11 protein-coding genes are annotated in these 12,007 nt (G+C 72.7%); 2 read left to right on the top strand and 9 right to left on the bottom strand.

Going from position 1 to position 12,007, the window contains the following annotated elements; genetic code table 11:
- Positions 1-96: 96 nt before the first annotated feature.
- Together ACWV17_RS08840 and ACWV17_RS08835 are read right to left on the bottom strand one after the other, a co-directional pair.
- Positions 97-393 (bottom strand): hypothetical protein, encoded by a 297-nt coding sequence (locus tag ACWV17_RS08840; protein ID WP_455354013.1) that lies wholly within the window; start codon positions 391-393, stop codon positions 97-99.
- A gap of 120 nt (positions 394-513) precedes the next feature.
- Positions 514-957, bottom strand: coding sequence for a MarR family winged helix-turn-helix transcriptional regulator (locus ACWV17_RS08835; RefSeq protein ID WP_455354012.1), 444 nt, complete (start codon positions 955-957; stop codon positions 514-516).
- A gap of 109 nt (positions 958-1,066) precedes the next feature.
- Between ACWV17_RS08835 and ACWV17_RS08830 the strand changes: the two genes are divergently transcribed.
- Positions 1,067-2,902 carry an ABC transporter ATP-binding protein gene (locus ACWV17_RS08830; RefSeq protein ID WP_455354011.1) on the top strand — a complete coding sequence of 612 codons (1,836 nt, stop codon included), beginning with the start codon at positions 1,067-1,069 and terminating at the stop codon, positions 2,900-2,902.
- Between the two features lie 37 nt (positions 2,903-2,939).
- Here the strand turns inward: ACWV17_RS08830 and ACWV17_RS08825 are convergent, their stop codons facing one another.
- Together ACWV17_RS08825 and amaB are read right to left on the bottom strand one after the other, a co-directional pair.
- Positions 2,940-4,040, bottom strand: a complete 1,101-nt coding sequence (locus tag ACWV17_RS08825) for an NAD(P)-binding domain-containing protein (RefSeq protein WP_455359210.1) — start codon at positions 4,038-4,040, stop codon at positions 2,940-2,942.
- A gap of 65 nt (positions 4,041-4,105) precedes the next feature.
- Entirely contained in the window at positions 4,106-5,653 is a 1,548-nt protein-coding gene (amaB, locus tag ACWV17_RS08820) for an L-piperidine-6-carboxylate dehydrogenase (RefSeq protein ID WP_455359209.1), read from the bottom strand.
- Positions 5,654-5,786: 133 nt separating this feature from the next.
- On the opposite strand from amaB, the gene ACWV17_RS08815 reads away from it, so the two are divergent.
- Complete coding sequence (locus ACWV17_RS08815; RefSeq protein ID WP_455354008.1) at positions 5,787-6,212, top strand: YjbQ family protein; 426 nt, start codon at positions 5,787-5,789, stop codon at positions 6,210-6,212.
- Positions 6,213-6,311: 99 nt separating this feature from the next.
- On the opposite strand, the gene ACWV17_RS08810 is transcribed toward ACWV17_RS08815, so the two are convergent.
- From ACWV17_RS08810 to ACWV17_RS08790, 5 genes are read right to left on the bottom strand one after another with little or no spacing between them, the layout of a single operon-like run.
- Entirely contained in the window at positions 6,312-6,908 is a 597-nt protein-coding gene (locus tag ACWV17_RS08810; RefSeq protein WP_455354007.1) for a hypothetical protein, read from the bottom strand.
- Complete coding sequence (locus tag ACWV17_RS08805; RefSeq protein WP_455359217.1) at positions 6,905-8,401, bottom strand: ATP-binding protein; 1,497 nt, start codon at positions 8,399-8,401, stop codon at positions 6,905-6,907. Before ACWV17_RS08805 ends, ACWV17_RS08810 begins: the two co-directional genes overlap by 4 nt.
- Before the next feature lie 26 nt (positions 8,402-8,427).
- Positions 8,428-9,111, bottom strand: coding sequence for a response regulator (locus ACWV17_RS08800; RefSeq protein ID WP_455359208.1), 684 nt, complete (start codon positions 9,109-9,111; stop codon positions 8,428-8,430).
- A gap of 30 nt (positions 9,112-9,141) precedes the next feature.
- On the bottom strand, positions 9,142-10,794 hold the full coding sequence (gene murJ, locus ACWV17_RS08795; RefSeq protein WP_455359207.1) for a murein biosynthesis integral membrane protein MurJ: 1,653 nt from the start codon (positions 10,792-10,794) through the stop codon (positions 9,142-9,144).
- Positions 10,791-11,975 carry a lipid II:glycine glycyltransferase FemX gene (locus ACWV17_RS08790; RefSeq protein WP_455359206.1) on the bottom strand — a complete coding sequence of 395 codons (1,185 nt, stop codon included), beginning with the start codon at positions 11,973-11,975 and terminating at the stop codon, positions 10,791-10,793. Before ACWV17_RS08790 ends, murJ begins: the two co-directional genes overlap by 4 nt.
- Between the last annotated feature and the right edge of the window lie 32 nt (positions 11,976-12,007).

Below are 12,007 nucleotides of genomic sequence, written 5' to 3'. Positions count from 1 at the left end.
CCCCCCCCCCCCCCCCCCCCCCCCCCCCCCCCCCCCCCCCCCCCCCCCCCCCCCCCCCCCCCCCCCCCCCCCGCTGGTCTGTCGCGTCCGTCCCGGCTATCCCGCCGGAACGACGAGCTCGCGGCCCCGGTAGAACGCCTCCCGCTCCTCGGCGATGTACGGAGCCATCGCCTCACGGCGCCGCGACTCCGCCTCGGAGCCACGCCAGGCGTCGCACGCGTCCCGCGACTCCCAGAACGAGACCCCGATGACCTCCAGGCCGTCCTGCGACCAGTACGCGAAGGCGCGGGTCATACCCGGTGGATGGGAGTCCGGGCGCCATGCCCGTTCGAAGTCCTCCAGCACGCCCGGTGCGATGCGGCGCGTCGTCATCCAGACGAATTGCTCCTCCATCACGGCCTCCTTCAGGCCCCGGCTCTGCTCGATGGTGCTCTGGACCACCCGAGGGTGTTCTCGGACCACCGTAGGCTCACGGAACCGGTTCTGCCCGTTCAGGCAGCGGACGGCAGAAGGTCAGCAGCGCCCGCCCGGCCCGTCGACCAGCGTGGACAGCAGTCCGCCGAGCACCTCGCGCTGAGCCGCCGTCAGCGGGGCAAGGATGTCCTCCGCCGCGGCCCGGCGCGCGCTGCGCAGCCGGCCCAGCGTGGCCAGGCCGGTGTCGGTGAGCTCGATCCTTGTCACCCTGCGGTTGTCCGGGTCGGGCACCCGGCGCACGCAGTCGCTCGCCTCCAGCGCGTCGACCAGACTGGTCACGGCACGCGGGACGACCTCCAGCCGCTCCGCCAGATCGGCCATCCGCGGCGGCCGGTCGTAGTGCGCGACCGTGCGCAGCAGCCGGGACTGCGCCGGGGTGATGCCGAGCGGCTCCAGCTGGCGCTTGTGGATCCGGTGCAGGCGGCGGGTCAGCCGGAGCAGCTGCTCGGCCAGCATGCCGTCGGTGTCGGAGGCGGTGCTCATAACGGGAACAATATCAGGACCTCGTTCATTGTGAGTATAGGTAACAGTGAGCTATGCTCCAGAAAATCCGGCCGGTGGAACCGGTCGTCTCAGCCCACTGAAGGAGCCCATGCACCCCGACGAACCCACCTGGACACCCCCCGCCCGCCGTCTCGATCCGACGCAGCCCGAGCCGCCGGCGCAGCTGCGGCGCATCCTCCGGCTGTTCCGCCCCTACCGCGCCCGGCTGGCCGTGGTCGGGCTCCTGGTCGGCGCCTCCTCGCTGGTGGCGGTCGCCTCGCCCTTCATGCTCCGCGAGATCCTGGACACCGCGATCCCGCAGGGCCGCACCGGACTGCTCAGCCTGCTCGCCCTCGGTATGATCCTCACCGCCGTGGTGACCAGCGTCTTCGGCGTCCTGCAGACCTTCATCTCCACGACGGTCGGCCAGCGCGTCATGCACGATCTGCGCACCGCCGTCTACGCCCAGCTGCAGCGCATGCCGCTCGCCTTCTTCACCCGGACGCGCACCGGCGAGGTCCAGTCCCGTATCGCCAACGACATCGGCGGTATGCAGGCCACCGTCACCTCCACCGCGACCTCCCTCGTCTCGAACCTGACGGCCGTCGTCGCCACTGTCGTCGCGATGCTCGCGCTCGACTGGCGGCTCACCGTCGTCTCGCTGCTCCTGCTGCCGCTGTTCGTGTGGATCAGCCGCCGGGTCGGCCGCGAGCGCAAGAAGATCACCACCCAGCGGCAGAAGCAGATGGCCGCGATGGCCGCCACGGTCACCGAATCGCTGTCCGTCAGCGGCATCCTGCTCGGCCGCACGATGGGCCGCGCCGACTCGCTCACCAAGGGATTCGCCGACGAGTCCGAGCGCCTCGTCGACCTCGAAGTCCGCTCCAGCATGGCCGGGCGGTGGCGCATGTCGACCATAGGGATCGTCATGGCCGCCATGCCCGCACTCATCTACTGGGCCGCCGGCCTCGCCCTCCGGTCGGGCGGCCCCGCCATCTCCATCGGCACGCTCGTCGCCTTCGTCTCGCTCCAGCAGGGCCTCTTCCGGCCCGCGGTGAGCCTGCTCTCCACCGGCGTGCAGATGCAGACCTCGCTCGCCCTGTTCCAGCGGATCTTCGAGTACCTCGACCTGCCGGTGGACATCACCGAGCGCGAGAACCCGGTGCGGATCGAGCGGGCCAAGGGCGAAGTGCGCTTCGAGAACGTGGACTTCGGCTACGACCCGAAGCACGGGACCACCCTGCACGGCATCGACCTCACGGTCCCGGCGGGCGGCAGCCTGGCCGTCGTCGGACCGACCGGTTCCGGCAAGAGCACGCTGAGCTATCTGGTGCCCCGGCTGTACGACGTGACCGGCGGCCGTGTCACCCTCGACGGAATCGACGTACGCGACCTGGACTTCGACACCCTCGCCCGTTCCGTCGGCGTGGTGTCGCAGGAGACCTACCTCTTTCACGCCTCGGTCGCCGACAACCTGCGCTTCGCCAAACCGGACGCGACGGACGAGGAGATCGAGGAGGCCGCCCGTGCCGCCCAGATCCACGACCACATCGCGTCCCTGCCCGACGGCTACGACACCCTGGTCGGCGAACGCGGCTACCGCTTCTCCGGCGGCGAGAAGCAGCGTCTGGCCATCGCCCGCACCATCCTGCGCGACCCGCCCGTCCTCATCCTCGACGAGGCGACCAGCGCGCTGGACACCCGTACCGAGCACGCCGTACAGCGGGCCATCGACGCGCTGTCCGCGGGCCGTACCACCCTCACCATCGCGCACCGTCTCTCCACCGTCCGGGACGCCGACGAGATCGTCGTGCTCGACGCCGGCCGCATCGCCGAACGCGGCGCCCACGACGAACTGCTGGAACGGGACGGGCGGTACGCCGCGCTGGTCCGCAGGGACGCCGAGCTGACACCGGCCGTGCCGGGAACACCGGTACTTCCGTGATCGTCACGCGAGCCCGGAGGGACGGGCCGACGGGCCGTCAGCCCACCGCGACGGCGACCGCGGGCTCGTGTGCGCGTCGCAGCAGCTGCCGGATCTCGCGTACGGCCGCCCGGCCCGCCCGGTTGGCGCCGATGGTGCTCGCCGAAGGGCCGTAACCGACCAGGTGGACCCTGGGGTCGCGGACCGCCCGGGTGCCGTCGACCCGGATGCCGCCGCCCGGCTCCCGCAGCTTCAGCGGTGACAGATGGCCGATGGCGGGCCGGAAACCCGTGGCCCAGAGGATCACGTCGGCCGCGATCGTGCGCCCGTCGTCCCAGGCCACCCCGTGCTCGGTGATCCTGTCGAACATCGGCAGCCGCGTCAGAACGCCCGACTCGCGGGCCCCGCGGACCGCCTCGGTGACCGGCAGTCCCGTCACCGACACCACGCTCTGCGGCGGCAGTCCGCGGCGCACCCGCTCATCGACCAGGGCGACGGCCGCCCGCCCCTGCTCCTCGCCGAACGGTCCCTCCCGGAACACCGGCGGCCGCCGGGTCACCCAGGCCGTCCCCGCCGCGACCTCGGCGATCTCCATCAGGTGCTGCACGCCGGAAGTCCCGCCGCCGACGACGACCACCCGCAGCCCGGCGAACTCCTGCGGCCCGGGATAGTCCGCGGTGTGCAACTGCCGCCCCCGGAAGGTCTCCTGTCCCGGAACGCGCGGCCAGAAGGGACGGTCCCACGTCCCGGTGGCGTTGATCAGGGCCCGCGCCGACCAGGTGCCGACCGAGGTCTCGACCAGCAGCCGGCCGCCCTCGCCCTCCCGTACGGCGTGCACGCCGACGGGGCGCCGTACGCGCAGCCCGAAAGTGCGCTCGTACGTCTCGAAGTACGCACCGATGACCTCGGCGGAAGGCCGGGTGTCGTCGGCGCCGGTCAGCTCCATGCCCGGCAGCGCGTGCATCCCGTGGACCTTGCCGTACGTGAGGGAGGGCCACCGGTACTGCCAGGCGCCGCCGGGCCGGGGTGCGTGGTCGAGGACCACGAAGTCCCGCTCTGGTGCGAGACCCGAGCGGCGCAGGTGGTACGCGGCGGCCAGGCCCGCCTGCCCGGCGCCGATCACGACCACGTCCACCTGGTGGACCCCAAAGTTGTTCACGGTTCTACCAACGGGGAGAGGTGCCCGGATCTTCCCGCCGCAGGACCCCGCCCGCCGCCCGTCGCTCAGAGGAAGCTGACGCCCTGCGCGAGCGGCAGGTCGTCGGAGTAGTTCACCGTGTTCGTCGCGCGCCGCATGTACGCCTTCCACGCGTCCGACCCGGACTCCCGGCCGCCACCGGTCTCCTTCTCACCGCCGAACGCCCCGCCGATCTCCGCCCCCGACGTACCGATGTTGACGTTGGCGATCCCGCAGTCCGAGCCGTCGGTGGCCAGGAACCTCTCGGCCTCCCGCTGGTCCCGGGTGAAGATGCTGGACGACAGGCCCTGCGGGACGCCGTTCTGCAGGGCGACGGCCTCTTCCAGGGTGCGGCAGGTGAGCACGTAGAGAATTGGGGCGAGGGTCTCGGTCCGCACGATCTCGGTCTGCTCGGGCATACGGACGACGGCGGGCCGGGCGTACGCGGCCTCCGGCGCCTGCTCGGCCAGCACCCGGTCGCCGCCCGCGAGCAGCTTTCCGCCGTCGGCCCGGGCCGCTTCGAGGGCCGCCGCCATCCTCTCGTGTGCCGCCGTGGAGATCAGCGGGCCGACCAGCGTCGCCGCGTCGAACGGGTCACCGACCGGCAGCCGGCCGTAGGCGTGGACGATCCGTTCCACCAACTCGTCCGCGACGTCCTCGTGCACGATCAGCCGGCGCAGCGAGGTGCAGCGCTGGCCGGCGGTGCCCGCGGCCGAGAAGACGATGCCGCGGACCGCGAGTTCGAGGTCGGCGGACGGTGTGACGATCGCGGCGTTGTTGCCTCCCAGCTCCAGCAGACAGCGGCCGAACCGGGCGGCCACCCGGGGTCCGACCTCCCGGCCCATCCGGACCGAGCCGGTGGCGCTGACCAGGGCGACCCGCGGGTCGCCGGCCAGCCGCTCGCCGGTCTCGCGGTGACCGAGGAGGAGCCGGTGCACGTCGGCCGGGGCGCCGGTGTCGGCGGCCGCGCGGGCGAGCAGGGCGTCGCAGGCGAGCGCGGTGAGCGGGGTCAGCTCCGATGGCTTCCAGACGACGGTGTCGCCGCAGACCAGCGCGAGGGCGGTGTTCCAGGACCACACCGCGACGGGGAAGTTGAAGGCGGAGATCACGCCGACGACGCCCAGCGGGTGCCAGCTCTCGGAGAGGCGGTGGCCGGGGCGTTCGGAGGCCATCGTGCGTCCGTACAGCTGTCGCGAGAGGCCGACCGCGAACGCGCAGATGTCGATCATTTCCTGCACCTCGCCCAGGGCCTCGGAGCGGATCTTGCCCGCTTCGAGGGTGACCAGGTCGGCGAGGTCCTCCCGGTGTGTGGACAGCAGCTCGCCGAGCCGCTGGACCAGCGCGCCGCGCTGGGGCGCGGGCACGGTCCGCCACTGCCGGAACGCCCGCCCGGCGGCGTCGACGGCCGCCTCCGTCTCCTCGGCCGAGGCTGCCGGCAGACGGAACAGGGTCCCGCCGGTGAGCGGTGTCCGGGCGACCAGCTCACCGCCGTCCCGGGCGGGCTCGACACCGCAGCGGCGCAGACTCCGCTCCGCCCGGGCGCGCAGCGATGCGGTGTCGGGAAGCTGGGGGAGTTGGCGAGCGGTGCTGGTCACGGCGTCCCTGCCTTTCCGGTCGGTCAGAAGCCGACATCGATGAACGGGGTCCGCGAGGGGAACGGAAGCCATGGGGAGGCCTCCCGTGGCATGAATACCCCTGGGGAACCGGATCATGGGCCACCATGGACGCATGCCCGACGTCTTCACGACACGCGTCCTGCGCCTCGCCACCGGCAGCGCCGAGACGGTGACCGACCTGACCCACGACTGCGAGCAGTTCCTGGCCGAGATCGCGTCCGGCCGCGACGGCCTGCTCCATGTCTTCGTGCCGCACGCCACCGCCGGCATCGCGGTGATCGAGACCGGCGCCGGGAGCGACAGTGACCTGCTGGCCGCGCTGCACTCCCTGCTGCCCGCCGACGACCGCTGGCAGCACCGGCACGGCAGCCCGGGACACGGCAGAGACCACGTACTCCCCGCGTTCGTCCCGCCTCATGCCACCTTGCCGGTGCTCGGCGGCAGGCTCGAACTGGGCACCTGGCAGTCGGTGTGCCTGGTCGACACCAACAAGGACAACCCGGACCGCCAGGTCCGTCTGAGCTTCGTCGGCTCGTGAGTCGTTTCGGCGGGACTGCAGCGGGGGAGTCCGGCCGCACCAGGTGAGAGCTTGCGCGGTTGCCGGGTGGGTGCGAGAAGCCTGCGTTCCCGCCGTTCATCAGGTACGCGAGGACCCGACGTGGTACGCCTGGCGCGCCTGCGTCGTCGGGCGCGGAAGGCGGCCCATGTCGGCGTCCGCGTCGCAGTTCGTGTGGCCCAGTGTCCCGTCCGTGCCGCGCAGACCCACCCCGGTCGTGCCCTCCGCGTCGTGGGTGAACGCGATCGTGCAGACCAGCTGCCGCACCGCCGTGTCGTCGAGGTCGGCGAGGGCGATCGGGAGCGTGACCTCCACGCCGCCCTGCGGGTGCGGGGCCTCGTCGATCCGGCCGCCCTCCGGCAAGGGGGGCAGGCCGGCGGTCAGTCCGGCCTTGCGCTCGTTGCCGACCGGGCCGCCGAACAGCGCCGCGACCGTCTTGGGGGTCGACGCCCCCGGCGATTCGGGGGACTCCGCCTCCCCTTCCAGGAAACGGATCACCGGCATCAGCTCCCCCGACGGCGAGCGGAAGAAGAGCACCATTCCGCTCGGGCTGTGCGGGAAGACCTGGATGGTCGCGGGTCCGCCCGCCTCGATGACGTCGGTGTCCTGGATGCCGCACCCGGTCAGCAGGAGCCCGGCCAGAAAGGCGGAAGAGGCAGCCGCCGGTCGTCGTCTCATGAGGTCGCCTCCACCCCGGTCAGGGGTATCTCCACGGTGAACACGGCGCCGCCCGCCGGCGCGTTCCGCGCGCCGACGGTCCCGCCGTGGAGCCGTACGTTCTCCTGGGTGATGGCCAGTCCGAGGCCGCTGCCCGCCGAGCGGGTGCGCGCCGCGTCCGCCTTGTAGAAGCGGTCGAAGATGTGCGGCAGGACCTCGGGCCGGATACCCGGCCCGCTGTCGGTGACCTCTGTGACGAGCAGCGGTGTCCCGTCCTCGCGGGTGTCCGTGCGCAGCCGCACGGTCACGGGCTCGGCGCCGTGCCGCAGCGCGTTGCCGACGAGGTTGGCGACGACGACGTCGAAGCGGCGGGGATCGACGCGGGCCCGGATGCCCTCCGGAAGGTCGGCGTCGACCCGGCCGGTCCAGTGCCGCCCCTGCAGGGTCTTGCGGATCGTCTCGGCGGCGTCGACCTCGTCGGTGTGGAGCTCGGCGGCGCGCGCGTCGAAGCGGGAGATCTCCATCAGGTCCTCGACGAGTACGGCGAGCTTGCCGGTCTCGGCGCTGATCAGCCGCACGGCGCGCGCGGTGTCGGGGTCGAGGCAGTCCGCGTCCTCGTCGAGGACCTCGGTGACGGCGAGCATTCCGGCGAGCGGGGTGCGCAGTTCGTGGGACACGTCGGAGGCGAAGCGGCGGGCACGCGCCTCGGCCTGCTGGAGTTCGTCGACGGACCGCTCCAGATCGGCCGCGGACTCGTTGAACGTCCGGGCCAGATCAGCGAGTTCGTCGCCGCCGCGGACCGGGATGCGGGTGTCGAGCCGGCCGCTTCCCATGGAACGGGCGGCGCCGCGCAGTTCGCGTACGGGCCGCAGCACACTGCGGGCGGCGAGCAGTGCGGGTACGAGGGCGATCGCGAGGCCGGGCAGTGCGCCGTCGCGGGCGGCCGTGAACAGGGCGTCGACGGCGGCCTGTTCACCGTTCATCCGCATCACCGCGTAGAGGACGAGTCCGGTGGGCAGCACTCCTTCGACACCGACCTTGAAGACGGCGGGCATGCCGATGGTCAGGTACGGCACGCCGTCCTTGACGACCCGTTGGAAGCTGCCGTGCGGGTTGGCCCGGGCGGTGCGGCGCAGCTCGGGGGTGATCACGGTCGAGGTGGGGCTGGTCCCCGAGGACGCCGTGATGGACCCGTACTCGGCGAAGACGTGCCACGGATGCGGCTTGCCCTTGCGGGCGATGTCGCGCAGCACCTCCTCCAGTCCTTCGCGCTGGACGGGCAGTTCGACGCCGAGTGTCTGGACCTGTTCGCGAAATGAGGCGACGGCGGTGTCCGTGGCGGTGGCGAGGACGGCGTTGCGGGCCTCGCGGTAGGTCAGGGCCGCGGTCGTCCCGGCGCTGACGACGGAGACGAGGAGGAAGGCGAGGACGAGGCGGGTGCGCAGTCCGAACGCGGCGATGCGGCGGCGGCTCGCCACGCCCTTCACGGCCGCGCCGCTCGCCGCGCCGCCCACGGCCGCGCCGCTCGCCGGGCCGCCGTTCACAGGGGTCCGAAGCGGTAGCCGAAGCCCCGCAGGGTCTGGATGTAGCGGGGCGTGCCCGCCGCGTCCTCGATCTTGGTGCGCAGCCGCCTTACGCAGGCGTCGACGAGCCGTGCGTCCCCGTGGTAGCTGTGCTCCCAGACGTGCTCCAGCAGTTGCTGCCGGCTGAAGACCTGCTCGGGCGCGGCGGACAGATGGAGCAGCAGCTTGAGCTCCGAGGGTGCGAGCGCGAGGCGTACGCCGGACTTGGCGACGGTCAGCCCGGCGCGGTCGATGGCGAGTTCGCCGTGGTGCTCGATGCCGGGCCTGTCCCCGCCCGGCTGCTCGATACGGCGCAGCACGGCGCGGATACGGGCCTCGATGACCTCGGTGCGGGCGGGTTTGACGATGTAGTCGTCGGCACCGGCCTCCAGGCCGATGACGACGTCGAAGTCGTCACCGCGGGCGGTGAGCATGATGATCGGCAGCTGGCTGTTCTCCCGTACGCGGCGGCAGACCTGCACGCCGTTCATACCGGGCAGCATCAGGTCGAGCAGCAGCAGATCGGGCCGGAATTCGCGCAGCGCGTCGAGCCCGGCCTCGCCGGTGGCGGCGGTGCGGACCTCGTGGCCACGACGGCGCAGCCCCAGTTCCACCCCTTCGCGTACGGAGGGGTCGTCTTCGATGAGAAGGACGCGTGGCATGGGCGGGCATCTCCAGGTGGGGGTGGCAGGTCAGCGGCGGCGCAGCCGGCTCGTCGCACCCGTCAGCAGGGCGCGCGTCTCGGTGAGCCGCAGGGGGCGGGCGAGGGCCGCGAAGGCGGCGGCGATGGTGAGGGCTCCCGCGGCGGTCGCCGCGAGAGCGCCGGCGGGGGCGGACCAGCGGACGGCGAGGTGGCCGAGGGCGGTGGCGAGCACCGCGGCGACGAGCAGCCGCAGCTGTGCGCGGACCGTCGCCGAACGCCACAGCGCGCCCGTCCCGCCGTCGAGCCTGTGCCGCAGGACATACGCGGTGACGGCCCAGCCGGTGAACAGCGCGAGCGAGTACGCCCCGGCGATGCCGGTGACGGCCCAGCGGGCGGGCAGCAGGGCGTACGCCCCCAGCGAGAGGCCCGCGTTGAGTCCGGTGATCACCAGGTTGAGGAGGAAGGGGGTGCGGGTGTCGGACATCGCGTAGAAGGCGCGGGAGAGGACGTACTGGCCGGAGAACGCGACGAGTCCGGGCGCGAACGCCATCAGGATGCCCGCCATGACCGCGGTGTCGTCCGCGCCGACCGCGCCGTATCCGTAGATGAGCGCCATCATCGGCTGCGCGAGGGCGAACAGCGCGCAGGCGGCGGGCAGGATGACGGCGGCGCTGTTGCGCAGGGCGTACGACACGTCCCGGCGCAACGCGGCGGTGTCGCCCTCGACGGCGGCGCCGCTCATCCTCGGCATGAGCGCTGTCACGAGGGAGACGGTGACGATGCCGTGCGGCACGGCCCACAGGGCGTACGCGTTGTTGTAGGCGCTGAAGCCGGCGCCGTCGACGCCCTGTGCGACGGCGCTGGTGCCGGCGGCGGTGGCGAGTTTGGTCGTGACCCAGTACGCGGCCTGGTTGGTGAGCACGAGCAGCACCAGCCAGCCGGCCGACCGCAGTGGCCGGGTGAGCCCGCTGCCGCGCCAGTCGAAGCGGGGCCGGTACCGGAAGCGGGCGGCGCGCAGCACGGGCAGCAGGGCGAGCGCCTGGACGGCGATGCCCGCGGTGGTGCCCCAGCCGAGCAGGGAGGTCTCGGCGGCGGTGAGTCCGCCACCGGTGCCGGTCGCGAGGTACAGCCCGAAGACGGCGATGACGACGACGTTGTTGAGGACGGGCGTCCACATCATGGCGCCGAAGCGGCCCCGCGCGTTGAGGACCTGTCCGAGCAGGGTGAAGAGACCGAGAAAGAAGATCTGCGGCAGGCAGTAACGGGCGAACGCGACCGTCATCGTGGCCTGTTCGCCGCGGTAGTCGGTGTACGCGCCGACGATGGTGGGCGCGGCGCATACGGCGGCGGCGGTGAGCACGAGGAGTGCGAGGACGCAGGCGGTGAGCAGCCGGTCGGTGTAGGCGGCGCCGCCGTCGGCGTGCTCCTTGGCGGCCTTGACGAGTTCGGGCACGAAGACGGCGTTGAGCGCGCCGCCGATGAGGAGCATGTAGACGATGGTGGGTACGGAGTTGCCGACGGCGTACCCGTCGGCGACGGCCCCGACGCCGAGCCCCGCGGCGACGACCGCGGACCGCACGAAGCCGGTGGCCCGCGACACGACGGACCCGGCGGCCATGACGAGCCCGCTGCGCAGGACGGACGCGCCCTTGCCTCCGGCAGCACCCTCCCTGGCCGGGGGTGCCTGCGACGGTGCGCTCACCGACGGGCCAGGTATGCCTGGAACGCCCGGTACAGAGCGTGGTTGGTCGTGCCGTCCATCGGTTTCTCCCATTCCCCCAGCGTCTCGACGACCTCTCCTCCGGTGCCGAGCTTCCAGCGCAGCAGCCCGTACCCGCGGTCGTCGGGGTCGAGGGTGGAGGGTACCCCGCGCATGTCGTACACGTCGGCCCCCAGGGCATGGGCGTCCTGCAGCATGCGCCACTGCAGGAGGTTGGAGGGGCGGACCTCCCGGCGGTGGTCCGCGGATGCTCCCGTCTGGTACCAGACCCGGCGACCGACGCGGATCATCGTGTGGGCCGCCAGCGTCTCCCCTTCGTGGCGGGCCAGGTACAGCGTCATCCGGCCCGGCTCCTCGGCGTTGAGCGCGGCGTACTGGCGCTCGTAGTACGACAGCGTGCGGCCGAGCCGGAATCCGTCCCGCTCCTCGGTGATCCGCAGCAGCCGGTAGAACTCGGGGAGCTCCGCCGCGCCGCCCACCACGATCTGCACGCCCGACTTCCGCGCCCGGCGCACATTGCGGCGCCACTCCTGGCTGAGACCGGCCCACAGGTCGTCGACGGTGCGCCCGGCGAGCGGGACATGGAAGACATGACGCGGCTGGGCGTCGCCCTCGCCCGCGCCGGAGGCCCCGTCGCCGCACCGGTGCCAGCCGCGGGCCCGCAGCCGGTCGGCGACCGCCGTGCCCAGCGGGTCCACCTCACTTGCGAGTACGTCGGTGAGCCGACGCCCGGGCCCCGCCTGGGACTTGAGCCGCGCGGCGGACCAGCGCCGGTACGCGGGCGCGGGGCCTATCCGTACGGCGAAGACTCCCGCGGTCCGGAGCTGTCTCAGCAGCGGGTCGAGCCAGCCGTCGAGGTCCGGGTCCGCCCAGTCGGCGACGGGCCCTTCGGGCAGATAGGCGAAGTATTTGCGGGTACCGGGGAGTTGGCGGAGCAGTGTCAGCGCGACGCCGGACAGTTCCCCGGCCTCCGGCCGCGGCCCCCAGCCCAGCAGCAGCGGACGCCAGCCCTCCTTGACCTGCGCCCAGGACGGGCACTGCAGGAAGCCGGGGCCGAGCGCCAAGCCGGCCGGGGACGCGAGGAAGGCGCGGTACCTCGCGCCGGTGATGGGGCCCAGAGGTGTTTCCCGGCCGCGGTCGGCCGTCACGAGCAGCGCTGACACGGTGTGAGCCTCTCTGTCGGTGATGTCGAGGA

This window comes from Streptomyces mabaensis, assembly GCF_053763515.1.
Note: the sequence above shows the minus strand (reverse complement) of the source record. Positions and strands in the feature narration are given on the sequence as shown.

What these genes read in the sequence shown, in the direction of transcription:
- ACWV17_RS08840 (WP_455354013.1), bottom strand. Translation starts at nt 393, where the DNA reads ATGGAGGAGCAATTCGTCTGGATGACGACGCGCCGCATCGCACCGGGC.
- ACWV17_RS08835 (WP_455354012.1), bottom strand. Translation starts at nt 957, where the DNA reads ATGAGCACCGCCTCCGACACCGACGGCATGCTGGCCGAGCAGCTGCTC.
- ACWV17_RS08830 (WP_455354011.1), top strand. Translation starts at nt 1,067, where the DNA reads ATGCACCCCGACGAACCCACCTGGACACCCCCCGCCCGCCGTCTCGAT.
- ACWV17_RS08815 (WP_455354008.1), top strand. Translation starts at nt 5,787, where the DNA reads ATGCCCGACGTCTTCACGACACGCGTCCTGCGCCTCGCCACCGGCAGC.
- ACWV17_RS08810 (WP_455354007.1), bottom strand. Translation starts at nt 6,908, where the DNA reads ATGAGACGACGACCGGCGGCTGCCTCTTCCGCCTTTCTGGCCGGGCTC.
- ACWV17_RS08800 (WP_455359208.1), bottom strand. Translation starts at nt 9,111, where the DNA reads ATGCCACGCGTCCTTCTCATCGAAGACGACCCCTCCGTACGCGAAGGG.